13 protein-coding genes are annotated in these 16,951 nt (G+C 42.5%); 6 read left to right on the top strand and 7 right to left on the bottom strand.

Translation table 11 applies throughout. The annotated features are described in order from the left end of the window. Positions 1-235 precede the first annotated feature (235 nt). Together AACW75_RS16585 and AACW75_RS16590 are read right to left on the bottom strand one after the other, a co-directional pair. Positions 236-718: a YajQ family cyclic di-GMP-binding protein gene (locus tag AACW75_RS16585; RefSeq protein WP_145572260.1), complete on the bottom strand. Its 483-nt coding sequence runs from the start codon at positions 716-718 to the stop codon at positions 236-238. Positions 719-730: 12 nt separating this feature from the next. Then, a complete protein-coding gene (locus tag AACW75_RS16590; protein ID WP_135456322.1) occupies positions 731-1,789 on the bottom strand; it encodes a 3-deoxy-7-phosphoheptulonate synthase in 1,059 nt (352 codons plus the stop codon). A 207-nt stretch (positions 1,790-1,996) separates the two neighbouring features. Here AACW75_RS16590 and AACW75_RS16595 point away from each other — a divergent pair, with 207 nt between their 5' ends. After that, the gene (locus AACW75_RS16595) at positions 1,997-2,884 is read left to right on the top strand and encodes a putative PEP-binding protein (RefSeq protein ID WP_145572259.1); all 888 of its coding nucleotides are present in this window, start codon (positions 1,997-1,999) and stop codon (positions 2,882-2,884) included. Positions 2,885-3,040: 156 nt separating this feature from the next. Continuing rightward, the gene (locus tag AACW75_RS16600) at positions 3,041-3,526 is read left to right on the top strand and encodes a PaaI family thioesterase (RefSeq protein ID WP_017074255.1); all 486 of its coding nucleotides are present in this window, start codon (positions 3,041-3,043) and stop codon (positions 3,524-3,526) included. Positions 3,527-3,594: 68 nt separating this feature from the next. Here AACW75_RS16600 and AACW75_RS16605 read toward each other — a convergent pair whose 3' ends face one another. Continuing rightward, complete coding sequence (locus tag AACW75_RS16605; RefSeq protein WP_145572258.1) at positions 3,595-4,950, bottom strand: hypothetical protein; 1,356 nt, start codon at positions 4,948-4,950, stop codon at positions 3,595-3,597. 28 nt (positions 4,951-4,978) lie between these two features. Here AACW75_RS16605 and AACW75_RS16610 point away from each other — a divergent pair, with 28 nt between their 5' ends. Continuing rightward, a complete protein-coding gene (locus AACW75_RS16610) occupies positions 4,979-5,887 on the top strand; it encodes a CvfB family protein (RefSeq protein ID WP_186437229.1) in 909 nt (302 codons plus the stop codon). Positions 5,888-6,219: 332 nt separating this feature from the next. On the opposite strand, the gene rsmF is transcribed toward AACW75_RS16610, so the two are convergent. The 4 genes from rsmF to AACW75_RS16630 form a co-directional block, all read right to left on the bottom strand. Then, positions 6,220-7,641, bottom strand: coding sequence for a 16S rRNA (cytosine(1407)-C(5))-methyltransferase RsmF (rsmF, locus tag AACW75_RS16615; protein WP_145572256.1), 1,422 nt, complete (start codon positions 7,639-7,641; stop codon positions 6,220-6,222). Positions 7,642-7,789: 148 nt separating this feature from the next. Then, entirely contained in the window at positions 7,790-10,453 is a 2,664-nt protein-coding gene (locus AACW75_RS16620) for an MlaD family protein (protein WP_135456317.1), read from the bottom strand. Continuing rightward, positions 10,440-11,777 carry a paraquat-inducible protein A gene (locus tag AACW75_RS16625; RefSeq protein WP_145572261.1) on the bottom strand — a complete coding sequence of 446 codons (1,338 nt, stop codon included), beginning with the start codon at positions 11,775-11,777 and terminating at the stop codon, positions 10,440-10,442. The genes AACW75_RS16620 and AACW75_RS16625 overlap by 14 nt, the downstream gene beginning before the upstream one ends. Before the next feature lie 54 nt (positions 11,778-11,831). Continuing rightward, positions 11,832-13,628, bottom strand: a complete 1,797-nt coding sequence (locus tag AACW75_RS16630; protein WP_145572255.1) for an ABC transporter ATP-binding protein — start codon at positions 13,626-13,628, stop codon at positions 11,832-11,834. 89 nt (positions 13,629-13,717) lie between these two features. On the opposite strand from AACW75_RS16630, the gene AACW75_RS16635 reads away from it, so the two are divergent. The 3 genes from AACW75_RS16635 (at position 13,718) to prc (ending at position 16,942) form a co-directional block, all read left to right on the top strand. After that, positions 13,718-14,209 carry a GAF domain-containing protein gene (locus AACW75_RS16635; protein ID WP_065104250.1) on the top strand — a complete coding sequence of 164 codons (492 nt, stop codon included), beginning with the start codon at positions 13,718-13,720 and terminating at the stop codon, positions 14,207-14,209. A 97-nt stretch (positions 14,210-14,306) separates the two neighbouring features. Then, positions 14,307-14,930: an RNA chaperone ProQ gene (gene proQ, locus AACW75_RS16640; protein ID WP_017074263.1), complete on the top strand. Its 624-nt coding sequence runs from the start codon at positions 14,307-14,309 to the stop codon at positions 14,928-14,930. Positions 14,931-14,947: 17 nt separating this feature from the next. After that, positions 14,948-16,942 (top strand): carboxy terminal-processing peptidase, encoded by a 1,995-nt coding sequence (gene prc / locus AACW75_RS16645; RefSeq protein ID WP_145572254.1) that lies wholly within the window; start codon positions 14,948-14,950, stop codon positions 16,940-16,942. Positions 16,943-16,951: the final 9 nt, after the last annotated feature.

Raw genomic sequence — 16,951 nt, forward strand, 5'->3', positions numbered from 1 at the left:
TCTACAGCGGCGACGACCTGTAATTTAAAGCCTAGTGTGTAATCACGCTGAGTGCGCTTAACGTAGGTATTATTTGAAGTAGTCATAATTCGTCCTCAATGTGTAAACACATTTCAGGACGGGACACTGATAAATAAAAAGCCACTTCCCAAAAGAAGTGGCTTTTTGCTATTTCGAGCACGACATTGTGCTGATGAATGAGCAACCCAAATAAGCGGTCGCTCAAACTCAAAAATTAGTCGCGGAAGTTGTCAAACTGGAAAGGTTGACCAAGTTCACCGCTGCGAACTAGAGCCATAACAGCTTGTAGGTCATCACGCTTCTTACCGGTGACACGAACTTTGTCGCCTTGAATAGAAGCTTGAACCTTAACTTTGTTGTCTTTGATTAGCTTAACGATTTTCTTAGCGACATCCGTTTCGATGCCTTGCTTAAAGATAACCGTTTGGTGCCAAGTGCGACCTGTTTGGTCTGCTGCTTTCGCTTCCATCGCGTTAGGATCAACATTACGCTTTGTTAGGTTGCTACGAAGGATATCGCGCATTTGCTTCAGTTGAAAATCGTCTTGAGCAGTCAATTTTACTGATTCATCTTTGTAATCAAAGCTTGCTTCAACGCCGCGAAAATCGAAACGAGTCGATAGTTCACGGTTTGCGTTGTCTACAGCGTTACGCAGTTCTACTGATTCTACTTCAGAGATAATGTCAAATGATGGCATTGTGTTATGTCCTTAAGCTAAATTTCTATCTTTAATTGCCGTTGCAAGCATGTCTAGCATTGTTGCAGTATCTTCCCAGCTTAAGCATGGGTCAGTGATAGACTTGCCGTACTCTAGGTTATTGATGTCTGTCATTGGCTGGTTACCTTCAACAATGAAGCTTTCCGCCATGATGCCTGCAATTTGATTTTTGTTAGATTTGATCTGTTCACAAATATCTTGTGCAACGTCTAGCTGCTTACGGTGTTGTTTCTGACAGTTAGCGTGGCTAAAGTCGACAACTAAGCGCTCAGGAAGGTTAACTTCTGCCAGTTGCTTACATGCGTTTTCAACAGATTCAGCGTCGAAGTTAGGACCTTTATCACCACCACGCAGAATTACGTGACCGTATGGGTTACCAGAAGTACGGTAAACCGTCATGCGACCGTTCTTATCTGGAGAGTAGAAGTAGTGTGAAGCATGTGCAGCACGAATCGCATCGATAGCAATTTTGATGTTGCCGTTAGTTGCGTTCTTGAAGCCAACTGGGCAAGACAATGCTGACGCCATTTCACGGTGAATCTGAGATTCAGTTGTACGAGCACCAATTGCGCCCCAAGTGATCAGGTCTGCAATGTATTGGCCCGTGATCATATCAAGGAATTCAGTTGCAGTAGCAAGACCAAGCTTATTGATATCCAATAGAAGCTTACGAGCTTTGTTTAAGCCTGTTTCAAGTGCATATGAGCCATCAAGGTTAGGATCGGTAATCAAACCTTTCCAACCTACAACGGTACGAGGTTTCTCGAAGTAGGTTCTCATTACTACGAACAGCTCATCTTTGTACTGTTCTTGAATTTGGCTTAGACGCTCAGCGTAATCAAGAGCCGCATCTGTGTCATGAACAGAGCAGGGGCCAACGATAACTAATAGGCGGTTATCACGACCTGTTAAGATATCTTCGATTTGGCGGCGAGAATTTTTAATGCGCTCAGCAACGTCGTCAGTAATAGGATGTGCATTGCCTAATTCGGCAGGAGTTGGCATAGGACCCAGAGCTTGGGTTCTCAACTCATCAGTTTTTAGTGGCATGTGATAGCTTTTTTATTCTATTGCGAAGTGGTTAAGATAACGGAATTGAACAGAGGAATAAACTCTCTTAAGTCAAAGTTATCTCTGTTATTGCTAATATTCTTATTTTTATCAGCAGCCCAGCGTCAAATAAGGGATTTTCACTTGTATTAACAGGCAGCTATCGGTATTTTCGTTTGAACACAACATAAAAATGCTGGAGCAGCAATGACTCAAGAAAATCAAAGCACTTTGCACCCAGAACTGGTCTTAGGTGATGTGCTGCCTTCTTATAACGATAATAATAATTCCAACCACTTATACGTTTCACTATCTGAATTGATAATGGATCGTGTCTTCTACCATCCAAGTATAGAAAGCCATTTAGAAACTCTTTCTGATATAGAAAAAACTTCGTTGAATGCCATTCTTGGCGATAAAAGTGTCGATGAACATTTTGTTTCTACTCTTGTTGTTGCAATTCAAGCGGCAATTCAACCTAGTCATACTAAAATACGAATTGCTTTGAGCTGCGCAGACAGCTTTGGCTTTCGTTCATTGCTAGGCGGTAGCTGTGAAGTAGAAGAAGTTAACCCGGCGCTTGGCGTTCGTGGTGTGGCTCGCTACGCGACACAGGAATACAGCAAGGCGTTCGCGCTAGAGTGTCAGGTAATCAAGACACTGCGAGAACAAGGTATTAACGTTGAAGTGGTTGTTCCTTATGTTCGCGCACTAAGTGATGCCGCTAAGATTATCGATTTGCTCGCAGAGCAAGGTTTACCGCGTGGGCTGAATGGTTTGAAAGTTCTGTTCTCTTGCGACGTGCCATCAGCGGTATTGCTGAGTGAACGATTACTGCATTACTTTGATGGTGTTGTCGTTAATGTTGATAGCTTAGCGTCTTTCACATTAGGTGTAGATAAGCAAAATGAAGGTCAGCAACATGCTTTTGACCCTCAAAACGAGGCTGTAATTACCTTATTGGATATGATCGTTAAAGCAACGCTTCATGCGAAGAAACCAGTATTATTGGTAACTCAAGGGTTGATTGACTATCCTCGCTTACAAGGTTACATCGCTGATCTTGAAGGTGTTGAAACGGTGGTTACCGCGTAAATAATTAGCCAGTTGCATAATTGCTTGAAGCTCTAATGCTTTGAGAATGAAAGAGATATCATTGTTCGATGGTATCTCTTTTTTGTAACATTTTTTTGACATTTCGATCTTGAATCTATTAACTGGTCAGAGGACTAATTATGCTAGGTGACTCGGATGTTAACCCCTTTACAAAAAGCTAATCTCTACTTAACTATGTTTGGTATGTTCAAAGTACCGTTAATTTGGTTATGTCGGCCGAAGTTACTTGCCCTTGATGATAAGCATGTCGAACTTAAGATCCCTCTTAAAAGAAGAACTAAGAATCACTTAAATAGTATGTATTTTGGTGTATTAGCTGTGGGAGCTGATGTTGCAGGGGGCTTTCTTGCGATGAGCAAATCTCAACAGCAAGGAGAAAAAATATCGTTGGCATTTAAAGAGGTCACCGGCAATTTCTTGAAGCGCCCTGAAGCCGATGTGCATTTTACATGTAACGATGGTGAACTCATTAATACTATGCTGGCTGAAACAATGTCGACGGGTGAACGTGTTAATCAAGCCGTAACGATTATCGCGACTTGTCCTTCTTTACATGGTGATGAGCCAATGGCGGAGTTTCAGCTGACACTGTCTATTAAGAAAGTTCCTTCCAGACGTTAATCTGCATTTCGAGCAATGACAAACCAGAACTGCAGTATGCGATTTAGTAGCTACATACTGCAATTCTTTTAAGATTCTTGAGTAATCTGTTCGATATCTACGATTTTTGAGCGGTTCATTACGATTTTCCAACGGTAATATGTCGGTTCATTATCGTGATTATTTTCTTTGATGATTAAATTAAGAAGGTGGCGTTTTTCTACTGACTCACGGCTCACTTGTCCCTCATTCAGGCGATAAACGTTATTCGACCCTTTGTCCATCAAACGCGTCAGAGCTCTCAAACTGATAGAAAGCGTTTCGCGTGTCTCTTCGTAACCACTCATGAATGTTGATGTAGACATTTCAGTGTGCGAACGATAATGCAAGATTTGTTCTTCACGCTGTACAACACGCTTCTTACGGATCGATTGAATGCGATCGGCCAGCTTAGAAAAGTTAGCGTAATCCAACCATTCCAATTTATGGCCAACAGACTTATTGGTTGTCGGATCAAAGTAACGACGTTTCCATTTTGGTTTGCCTTTACGAAGCCAGCGCCAAAGGATATCTCTTAAGTCATCTTTGAATATCTCGCGCAACGCATAGATGAATGACATCGACACGATGAACGAGGCGGTAATTTCGCCTAAGAAGTCACGGGCTAATATGACCGTTGTCGTTACTACTACCATCACCAAACCCGTTGCGATACCTTTAACGGCACGTTTTACGTTTTTACCCATTGATGTTGTTTTTTCTTTGAGGACGATAGGGTGCTCAATTAAACGGCGAAGCAATCGCATTTTGTTGCTTAGACGAGTAACGTCTTCTCGAACTCTTGCTGAGTTGTAGCGATTAAGCTTTCGGTGAGCCGTTTCTTTTTCGCATAGTATTAAAAGACGTTCTTTGATGGTCGAATATTCACTGCCTCGTGGCATGTGAGAAACCAACGATAAGAACTTTTGCTCTGTGTACCAAGAAAGATAGTTATCAATGTTTGCGTAGTAGCGTTTGAGGTTTTCTTCATAAGGAATACTTCGGCGAAGCTTCTTCAAGATGTCTAACGCGAGCTCAATAACTTCATCAACCTCATCAGCTGTTACGTCGTCACTATCAGTCTTATTTAAACTGCTCACGGCTTTATCTAAAGCAATAACATATTGATATGCGAACAAACTCAAACTCACACGATACTGTGTCGTTGATAAGCGTCCACGTTTTGCCAAGCGACTGTGTACCAAAGGTAACAGTGTCTTGTCACTGTAGTAGGCGCGCTTTTGAGTAATTGAGCTGTAGAAAAAGGCACTTTCAGAAAGTACTTCGGGAGTGAGTCCGAGTTCACCGGGAATGAATAGATAAACGTCCATGTCGAGCTTTTTGGTCTTCGCCATTGCATGGTTAATTTTGAGTGTTATCGCATCTTGTTTATCAACGGTGATCAACGATGTCTCCTAGAATGTAAAAATATGAATGAAACTAGCGAAAGCATATCAGAGATCACGTATAATCACCGCCAAATTTAAAGTAGAGAAAATCTTGATGATTAATATTGGTCAAATAAACAACTTAGAAGTAGTAAAGCAAGCCGACTTCGGTGTATTCCTTGACGCTAGCGACTATGGAACCGTGTTGCTGCCAAAACGATTTACTCCTGAAGGTGTTGAAATTGGTCAAAAACTGGATGTTTTCTTATACATTGATTCTGACAACCAGATCGCTGCAACGACTGAAAAACCAATTGCTCAAGTGGGGCAGTTTGGCTTGATGACGGTTGAAGGCGTAAACAGCACCGGTGCATTCATGAGCTGGGGCGTGAAAGGTAAAGATCTTCTTGTTCCTTTCAGCGAGCAACGTGGCCGTTTAAACGAAGGTCAGTCAATCTTAGTATATGTGTATATTGATAAAGCATCTAGCCGCATTGTAGGTACAACAAAGTTCAACAAGTGGTTAGACAACACGCCTGCGACTTATAAGCAAAACGAGCAAGTGGATCTCATTATCGCTGAGCGCAGCCAGTTAGGTTACAAAGCGATCGTGAACGGTGAGCATTGGGGCATGATTTTCCCATCAGACATCATCGGTAAGCTGTTCATAGGTAAAGCGCTAAAAGGCTACATTAAAAACGTTCGTGAAGAAGACGGTAAGATTGACTTGTCTCTTCAGAAAATTGGTGTGGCTAAAATGGATGACCTAAGCACTAAGGTTCTCGATCTGCTTGAGAGGAAAGGTGGTTATTTACCTTTGAATGATAAATCTTCTCCGGAAGTTATTTTCTCTGCATTCAGAACCAGCAAAGGTACGTTCAAGAAGACAATTGGTGGTTTGTACAAGTCTGGCAAGATCACTATCGACAAAGAAGGCATCAGCCTAGTTAAATAAGCGAGCTTGTCGGTCAAAAAAAAGCCCAAACCTTCCTGTTTGGGCTTAGGGGAAAGGGCTCCGAAGAGCCTACGCTAATCGTTGTAGTTCTTTGCCTAATAGACAGAAGTTTAGTTTAAATTCACCAATATGCGATTTTTCATAGCGAAAGTAGTGACTTGAATTGATGTTTATGTAATTAAGCGTTGATTTGACGATGTTTTTATTTACGCTAATTGTGCTAAAAGCAGTTAAACGTCGTTAAAGCTGAATAGAAAAAGCCCAAGCAACTTACGTTGTTTGGGCTTTTTGTTTTTTGCTAGTAAAAGGCGGTGATGCTTTTAATCGAACGACTAGAAAAGGTTTTTATCGCGCACAAGTTCTCGCGGTAAACCGTTTTTCACTCGGTTTCCTACCCACTTGCCAAGGCCAATGATTGCGCCGTTATACTTCACCAATACTTCCCCTTTGCCCGGTAGGCCTTCAGGACGCACATCTCGTCCCATAAACCATTCGCGAGCATCTTCAATGCATAGCTCTACAATATTGACTTCATTGCCTGTAGCCAGTGTTGTGGCTACCTGGTGCTGCCAGCGATAGCCTTTTTTATGAGTCTCAGCGATTTTTATGCCCATGCGAGAGAAACGGAATGCACCGATCATAGGCTCAAGCGCCTCAGGGAATAGCCAAACGTCTTTATCTCGGATCCAAACTTGAGTATCACTTGGTAGTTCGATATCGAGTGCGCCCAGCAGTTGTTCAGCGACTTCTTGTTGAGCTTTCTTTGTTGCCTTCTCGAATGGGAATTTACCCATTCGTTTTTTAACTTCTGGTGGAGTCACAGACGCTAGTTTACGGATACGTGCAACAAAGAAACCTTCAGAGTCATACACCTGAGGGAAGATGTGAAGAAAGCCTTCTTCAGTAGTCGTTGCTTTTGCGTTGTCGAACAGTGATTCAAGAGATTCAAACTCAACCGCATCACCAAAGGTTTCTTTTAGGTGATGGCACACTTGTTGGTTCTCTTCAGTGCTTAACGTACATGTTGAGTAAACCAAAACACCATTAGGTTTAAGAGCATGGAATGCACTTTCAATTAGGTCTTTTTGCGTGTCGGCAATATCGACTACAGATTGATACGTCCAGTTCTTCATCGCATCGGCGTCTTTACGAATTGTGCCTTCACCAGAGCAGGGTGCGTCTAGCAATACGGCATCAAACTGTTCTGGTAACCAACCTCCGAACACACGCCCATCAAAATTGCTTAGTGCTGCATTACGAACACCACAACGTTCGATGTTTGCATGAAGTACTTTTACTCGGCTTGCCGCGTATTCATTGGCAACCAATACTCCACGGTTATTCATTAATGCTGCAATTTGGGTCGTTTTCGAACCTGGTGCTGCAGCTGTATCTAACACGGCTTGATAATCTTCTTCGCCTTGAAATAGCGCAGAAGGCGGCATCATAGAGCTAGCTTCTTGGATGTAGAAAAGCCCAGACATGTGTTCCGCCGTATTGCCTAGAGGCGCTTCACTTTCATCGGCAGTGATCCAAAATCCCGTTTCACACCACGGTACAGGTTCCAGTTCCCACCCTTTATCTTTTGCACGCACGAGGAAGTCTTCGACACTGACCTTCAGTGTGTTTACACGAATGCTTTTACGAAGTGGCTTTTGACAAGATGCGACAAAAGAAGCCATATCTAAATGGCTTGGCATGATGCCTTCAATGTGAGTTAGAAATTCTTCAGGAATATATACGTTAGCGTGCAAAAGTGTATCTCGATTTATAGCGATAATGCGGGCAGTTTAAAGCAAAATCAGATTGTCCTAAACCATATTTGTTTCAAACAATAAAAATGCAGCTCAATGGCTGCATTTTTAAGAAGAATTCATCTTCCATAACAGGTGCGGACTTAGCTTATGGCTTAGGAATAGCTGTTCGCCATGACTTCCATTCGTCTTCTGCTTGTGGATACAAATAGAAAGACTGATCTTCGCTTGCTACGGGTTGTAGCTCATTCGTTGGTGGCGTAGAGAAGGTAATACCCCCTCTGATTAGGCTATCGACTGTACCTGCTTTGATGTTTGCACCAGTGAGGCCGATAGAGACGTCTACGCCAGAGACATTCCAAAAGACACTGTTTGAACGAATCAAATACGCGAATTCAGGTTTTATTTGAATCGTTGAGATAATACGGTCTGCAAACTCGCCGAGCTGTACATCTATAACGGTGCCTATTTCCAACTCACGGAATAGGATAGGTGTCCCTTCCGATACTGAACCGCGTGTTTCACTTTGTAGTTGGAATATTTTCCCTTCAGGTTGTATTGGCCCTTTGCTCAGTTTAAATTTCGTTGCTCTTTGACCTTTATTACCAGGTTCGACGTTGATGTACTTCGAGATCAGTGCTGAAACGTTCTTAATACCGTTCAGACCAATTTCCGGTTCGGCTAACCAGAAATGACTGCCAGCGACCGCAATTTTCTCGACATATTCAGGTAACACGCGAGCTGTAATCTCGATACCACCTTTATTGAAGTTAGGGATAACTAAGGTTACTTCACCCACCGTCACACCTTGATATTTGATTGCTGTGCCTTTACTGACTTCTTGATCTGCAGAGGACGTAGTGATGGTAATCGCTCGACCAAATTTACGAGCTGATTTCGAATCGTTGTACAACTTCCACACGTCACCTAACTTATTGTCGATTCCGGGTAACGAATCAAAGGCGATACCACCTTGAATCAGTGTTTTTACGGGTGCGGCTTTAATGCTGATACCTGATAAAGATGCATCAACCTCTATACCTGAACGGTTCCAGAAAACAGTGTGCTTATTGATCAAATGTGTATAGCGATTTTCAATCGTGACTTTGATTCTTACGCCACCATCAGCGAGTTGGAAATCTGAAATACTTCCTACTTGAAGATTACGGTAGAGTAGTGGACTACCTTTAGAAATTGAAGGTAACTCACTGGCAAACAGTGACAACGTTTTTGAACCAGTCTGGTTGAACTTAGCGATCTCCGCTAATGATTTACTTTGGAAAAGTTGATAGTTAGTACGGGATTGATTTTTACCTTCACTCACAAAGCTTATAGAGCCTGATAGCAGTTGTTTCGCGGGTGGTACCGTTACACTTAATCCAGATTCCGTTAGCTCTGCAGTGGCACTACCCGTGACAAAGAATCGGTTATGGCTTTTGATGAGGTGCGAGTATTCGTTGTCGATCAAGGCGTCCATAAATACTTCATGCTTGTCGCTTCCTGTGCCGACACCATCGACTAAGCCAACATCAATGATAGAACCAACAGCTATGCCTTTGTATAGCAATTGGGTTCCAACATCCAAACCAAATGAATTGTTAGACGTTAGACGAATCGCAACAGATTTCTCTTGTTCCTGACTGAACTCGTTTTTGCGAATAGCGGTAAACTGACGAGATTTTTCACCCTCGCCAGGTACTAATGTTAAGAAGTTCCCTGTTACCAAGTTAGCAATGTTTTTCATCCCTGTTAGAGATAGCTCTGCCTCTTCAAGTACGAATTTACTGCCGCTGTTTAAAAAGTCACTGAATGCAGGTTGGATAGCAGCGGAAGCAATCACGTGTTCGCGACCTTCGCTCAACGATAAGTTGGTGATTTGTCCGATTTCAATGCCTCGATACATGATCGGAGCGCCGGTTGCACTGATCTTGTTGTCGTCTGGAACCGCGATTTTGATAGAAATACCACGACCTGCAGTTTTCAAATCAGGATAGAGTTTGAATTTGGTGTGCATTTCGACCGGTTGACCTTCTCCCGGTGAATCAACCGCAATAGAGCCTCCTAACAGAGCACTTAAGCTTTCTAAACGAACATCAACGCCAGAGAAACCAATACTCGCACCCAAGCCACTGACGTTCCAGAAACGGCTTTGATCAGTAATGATATGACTGTATTCATCTTTAATTGCAGCTTGAATCGTCACTGATTTTGCGTTGTCGTTGAGTTGGTAATTATAAACCTCACCAATCGGAATCTTACGGTAAACGATTTGAGAACCAATAGACACGCCGCCTAGGTCTTTAGTCGTTAACGAAATGTTGAGTCCTTCAGATGCTAATAAATCAGAAGGAGATGAGTCCAATGCATGAAACACAGTTTCAGGTTCTTCTTTAGTTTCACTAGGATGAATCGCAATATAGTTACCTGAAACGAGTGCGTCTAACCCTGATATGCCAGACAAGCTAGCGGTTGGTTTCACTAACCAAAAGCGTGTGCCTTTCGACAAAAGTTTTTGAGCCTCAGGATAGATATCAGCATCAACGTAAATATTGGAAAGGTCTTTAGATAACGTGATATCACGAACCATACCCACCTCTAAGCCTTGGTAGCGAATGGTTGTGCGTCCTGCGACTAATCCAGCAGCATCTGAGAAGTAGATCTGCACACGTTGCCCTGCATCGTGTATCGATTTCATCACTAACCAACCGGCGAGAGCGACAGTTAGAATAGGAAGAATCCACAAAGGTGAGATGCCTTTGTTTTTTCTTACATCTGGTGAATATGACGCTTGTGATTGGTTATTGTTGTTCATTCACTGACTCATCTTTAGAGGTGTAGTTATCCCAAATTAGCCTAGGATCTAAGCTTTCAGCCGCCAACATCGTAAGAACAACAACGACGCCAAAAGCGACTGCACCGTAACCTGGTGTAAAGTTTAAAATTTGTCCACGGTCGACCAAGGTCATCATGATCGAAATAACGAAGAGGTCCATAACCGACCATTTTCCAACCCATTTCACAATGAAATAGATGGTCATGCGTTGCCTGTGGTAGACAGCACGCTTCATTTGAATACAAATTAGTATGTAACTAAGGCCAAGAATTTTCGCAACGGGTACGACAATACTCGCGACAAAAATGATCACGGCAATACCATACATATCACTATTAATTAGAGAGGCAACACCCGAAAGAATCGTATCTTCTAACCTTTGTCCATTGGTTATAAGGATCGATATTGGAATCACATTAGCTGGCACTATGGCGACGGTAGCCGCAAACAATAACGCCCAAGTCTTTTGTATAGAGTAGGGCTTTCGGTGATATAAATCATGGTGACAACGGACGCATGAATGTCCATCTGGTTGAGAAAGGTGGCAGTTGTGACAATGAACGTTCTTACTCTCGACGAACGCGTAGTCTGATTCCTTAGCCCAGGCCTCCCAATAGCGCCTTACACTAATGCGGCTTACCAGCAACACACTGCACAGTTGTAATAGAATCAGGCCTATCAAACCAGGGCCAACAAAAATATCAGAGTAATCTTGAAGTTTGAAACAGGATATTGCGACGCTCACTAAGAATACATCTAACATCATCCAGTGCTTAAGGGTTTGAATAATCGCTAATGCGTAACGAAACGGTGTAAAAACCTTAAAACGCAGTGAGACATGAGTGATGAGTACAGAACTACAAACAAGCAACGGCGCTATAGAGCTACAGAATAAGATAAGTAATCCGAGCAGCGGGAAGCCTTCGCCCATCAAGGTAAATACACCGGATGGCAACGTGGCAGGTATCATCACCCCAATCAGGCGGATGCTAATGAACTCAAAAAAGTGAGAAGGGATAAACAGCAACAGACAAGTGATTGCGATTGCTAAATTTCCGGAAAGGCTAGGTGTGCCACCTCGGTAAAGTTGGGTCCCACACCTAGGACAATAAGCTGACTTGCCGTGCGGTATATCCATTCTGTCGACCGGCAGTTCACAGCCCTGACAAAGGCGTACGGAGCTGCTGTCGCACTGGTGCTCGGTTGTTAACGAAGACTCAGCTGTTAACGAAGACTTAGTTGACAACTGGTGTTGAGTTGATAAAGAGTTAGTTACTGATGGGGAGGTCACACGACCTCCCAAGTTGAAACGTAAGTCTGGCTTGTTACCTGACTTAAATGCATAGAACAACGAACATCAAGCGTGCGATTGCACACTGCCATAGAGTGTTTGATATAGTCCTTGTTGTTCAACCAATTCACCATGTGTTCCCGTTTGTGTTACTTGCCCATCTTCTAAAACATAGATTAGATCGGCTTGTTTCACCGCTGATAATCGATGAGCCACAATCAAAGTTGTGCGATCTTTCAAAAACTCACTCAAAGCTTTATGCAATGCTGACTCAGTTGCAGTATCTAATGCCGATGTCGCCTCATCAAGAATAACAAATTTCGGATTGCTCAACACCATACGGGCAATGGCCAAACGTTGCCTTTGACCACCAGACAGTCGAACACCATTTCTGCCAATTTGAGTATCCAAACCATTACTCAGTTGCTTGATCACATCTTGCATTTGAGCAACTTCGAGGGCGCGCCACAACGACATTTCATCGTATTCAGCACCAAGAGTCAGATTATGCCTTAATGTATCGTTAAAGAGTATAGGTTGTTGTAAAACAACGGCAATTTGATTGCGTATTACATCAAAGCTTATGTCGTCGGTGGTTTCACCGTTGTAGCGTATACAACCAGAGTCTGCTTGATAAACCCCAATGAGTAGCTGGATCAATGTTGATTTACCACCGCCACTTGCTCCCACCAAAGCGACTTTCTTACCTGCCGGTATATGTAAAGATAATCTATTTAGAACAGTGTTTTCTAATGTGTAAGCGAATGTAACGTCGTCGATGTCCACCGTCACTTCTTTATCTTCGCTGAATGGATTGACCTTGCTTATCGGACGTTTTTCTTCTTCTAGTAGAAGCAGGTCGTTGATGCGTTGCAGTGCCGCTTTAGCGCTATACCAAGAAAATTGAATCCCAAGTAACTCTTGAACTGGTCCCAACATGAACCACAAGTAACCGAATACTGCGAATATTTGGCCAATAGTTAGGTCACTGAAAAGTACCATCAGCATCGCGACCGCACGGAAAAGCTCAAAACCTAATAGAAACAACAAAAATGATACGCGACCCGCAGCTTCCGATTGCCATGCGTATTTATCGGCATCGATTCTGACTTGGTTTGCTTGAACTTTAAGTTCATCCAAGAAAATTCGTTCTTTATTGGCCGCTCTTAGTTGATAAATACCGTCTAAGGTTTCTACCAAGCGGTTTTGAAAGCGCTCAAAAGACTGATTCTCATATTTTTTAAGGTGTTTAACCCTGCTGCCTAGTTTACGAGAAAAGTAAATAACAACAGGATTGACCAGTAAGATGAACAACCCTAGTCGCCACTCAAGCCAAAGTAGGACGATTGCCGTTCCGAGCACAGTTAAAAAGCTGATGATAAATTTGGATAGAGTCGAACCAATGAACTTATCAATGGTCTCTATGTCTGTAATTAGATGGGCGTTGATACCGCCGCTGCCTTTAGTCTCGTATTGCCTAATACTGATTCGGCCAAGTTTATCGATCATCTTGCTACGCATTTGGTAGGTGATCGTTTTGGAAACTAAAGTAAACTGACGACCTTGTAGAATATTCAACGCTTGGCTGGCAGAGCGCATCAATATAACCAACAAGAGAGTAAGAGCAATATAGCCAGTTGGTGTTTGTAATGATGATGGAAGTAGGTGGTTCATCATATCTAGACCAGAAGCTGGCTTATCAAGTAATACTTCATCAACCATTAGTGGCATAAGCAACGGGATCGGGACACTAATAAGAGTTGCAAAAATGGCAACAAAGTTAGCAAACAGTAATTTGGACTTGTGTTTTTTTACTTGAGTTATCAACCAAGAACGGCTAATAGTGTCTTCTGAATTGTTCATTGTAATGAGAATAAGTCCTATTTAGTTTGATGGCCGCATTTTACTGCGTTCTCTTGATAATGGAAGTCTCAATTTAATTGGAAGTTAATATGAAAATAGAACATTACCAACGCTTAACCAAACAAGCCGTTGCATTAATTGAATCAGAAACCGATCTAATTGCGAATCTTGCGAATATTAGTTCATTGTTGTTCATGGAATTAGATGAACTTAATTGGGCTGGTTTTTACTTAATGAAGCAAGATAAGCAAATGCAACAAGATGAGCTTGTGCTTGGTCCATTCCAAGGTCAGCCAGCGTGTGTTCGAATTCCAGTAGGGCGTGGAGTCTGTGGAACTGCGGTTGCGACGAATACAGTTCAGCGCATTCATGATGTTCATGAGTTTGAAGGTCACATCGCTTGTGACGCTGCAAGTAACTCAGAAATCGTTATTCCATTCTCTATCGATGGTAAAGTCGTGGGTGTTCTTGACATCGATAGTCCAAATATTGGTCGTTTTTCTCAAATTGATGAAGACGGATTGACATTTTTTATGGCTGAAGTGGAAAAGGTGCTTAATTCGCACGCGAACAAGGCATAAATTATTCTCTTACTGTGGTTTTTCCCAAGCATCTCTCTATAATACGTAAAAATATTTTCTTAATGCTCGCGGAAAACCGCAAAAACCAGGAACCCACATGGAAAACACTGAAAAGTTAAAAAACAGCAAAGAAGTTATCGCATATGTTGCTGAATGTTTCCCTAAATGCTTTACTCTAGAAGGTGAAGCAAAACCACTTAAAATTGGTATTTTTCAAGATCTTGCTGAACGTCTAGATGAAGACGAAAAAGTAAGTAAGACTCAGCTTCGTGCAGCGTTAAGACAATACACATCATCATGGCGTTACCTGCACGGCGTAAAAGCTGGCGCAGATCGTGTTGACCTAGACGGCAACGCGTGTGGCACACTAGAAGAAGAGCACGTTGAGCACGCTAAAGCTACACTTGCAGAAAGCAAAGCTAAAGTGCAAGCTCGTCGTAAAGAACAAGCACAAAAAGCTCGTGAAGAAGGCAAAGCGAAACCTAAGGCGAAGAAAGCTCAACAGCCTCGTCGTCAAGCGCCTAAAGCTCCAAAAGTAGAAAAGCCTGTTGAAACACGCGCTTTGAACGCTGACGAATTTATCGCTGGTAACGAAGTAAATGTGAACATGGGTAAAGGAAACATGGCTGCGACCATTGTTGAAATCAATAAGGAAGATGTGCGTGTTCAGTTAGCAAACGGCCTACAAATGGTTGTTAAAGCGGAGCACTTGCGCGCTTAAAGGAGATACTCCTACGCATGAAATGCCGTTCAAAATTGACACTGATTGCTGCTAGCTTTTGGCTAGCAGCTTCAGCTCAGGCTCTCGAAGCCAAATTAGATCAGGACGATTTACCTCTACTCGTTCCTGAAGTCCAACACGAAACTGCTAGTAAACGTGTTACTTCTCGATTTACTCGTTCTCACTATAAACACTTCAATCTCAACGATGATTTCTCTCAAGCTATCTTTAATCGTTATTTAGAGATGCTGGATTATAATCGTAATATCTTCACTCAAGCTGATATTGACTCTTTCGCTTCGTTATCCGTACAAGTTGACGACCAGCTGAAGGCAGGCAATAACCAGATTGCTTTCGATGTTTATAATTTGTCTATGCAGAAGCGTTTTGAGCGTTTTCAATACGCATTATCTTTACTCGATACCGAGATTAAATTTGATACCGATGAAAGTATTGAGCTCAATCGTAGTGAAGCTGAATGGCCAAAAGATATTGCTGAAGTGAATGAGCTTTGGAGAAAACGCGTTAAATACGATGCGTTGAACCTAAAACTCACAGGTAAAGAATGGCCAGAGATTCAAGAAGTCTTGGAAAAGCGTTATAACAATGCGATGAAGCGTATTACACAATCGCATAACGAAGATGCTTTCCAGATCTACATGAACGCATTTGCGCGAGAGGTTGATCCGCACACCAGTTACCTTTCTCCAAGAAATGCAGAGCAATTCCAATCTGAGATGAATCTATCTTTAGAAGGCATTGGTGCTGTACTTCAGATGACCGACGATTACACCGTTATTCGCTCTTTAGTTGCTGGTGGCCCTGCGTCAAATAGCAAACAACTAAGTGATGGCGACCGGATTGTTGGTGTTGGCCAAGACGGCGAAGAAATTGTTGATGTTATCGGCTGGCGTTTAGATGACGTAGTACAACTGATTAAAGGCCCGAAAGGGACTAAAGTTAAGCTACAGATCTTGCCAGACGGTAAAGATGCAAAAAGTAACGTTGTCACAATTGTACGCGATAAGATTCGTTTAGAAGACCGCGCTGTTAAATCAGAAGTTATCGAGAAAGATGGCAAAAAAATTGGTGTACTCGAAGTACCAAGTTTTTATGTTGGTCTATCTAAAGATACCGATAAACTGATCGCTGAGCTTAAGCAGCAAGGTGTTGATGGCATAATTGTCGATCTTCGAAATAACGGCGGTGGTGCATTAACTGAAGCAACTGAGCTCTCTGGTTTGTTTATCAAAGAGGGACCTGTTGTTCAGGTTCGTGATAGCTACGGTCGCGTCAAAGTGAACAGCGATACTGATGGCGAAATTAGTTACCAAGGACCGTTAACGGTGTTGGTCAATCGCTACAGTGCATCAGCTTCAGAAATCTTTGCGGCAGCGATGCAAGACTATGGTCGTGCAATCATCCTTGGTGAAAACTCTTTCGGTAAAGGAACGGTGCAACAACATCGCTCTTTGAATCATATTTATGATTTGTTCGACAAAGAGTTGGGTTATGTTCAATACACAATCCAGAAATTCTATCGAATCAATGGTGGCAGTACGCAAAATAAAGGTGTAATACCTGACATTGCTTACCCAACACCAATTGATCCTGCAGATACTGGTGAAAGTGTAGAAGACAATGCTCTGCCTTGGGATAGCATTGATAAAGCGAATTACTCAGTGTTACAACGTAACGATGAGAAAATTACTGCTTTAACGGCTCAACACCAAGCTCGCATCGCGACTGACATGGAATTTGGTTTTATCGCGCAAGATATTGAAAAATATAAGGCAGATAAAGACGATAACGACCTTTCTCTTAATGAGAAGGTACGTCAGCAAGAAAGCGATGATGCAGACGTACTTCGTTTAGAGCGTATTAATCAACGTCAAAAAGCCGCTAAACAAGAGGCCTTTAAAACGTTGGATGATATTCCTAAAGATTACGAAGCCCCAGATGCTTACCTTGATGAGTCAGTTGCTATCATGCTGGATATGATCAAGAAGTAGATTCAACGC

It is taken from the genome of Vibrio sp. L3-7 (assembly GCF_963898195.1).
GTDB lineage: Bacteria > Pseudomonadota > Gammaproteobacteria > Enterobacterales > Vibrionaceae > Vibrio > Vibrio echinoideorum.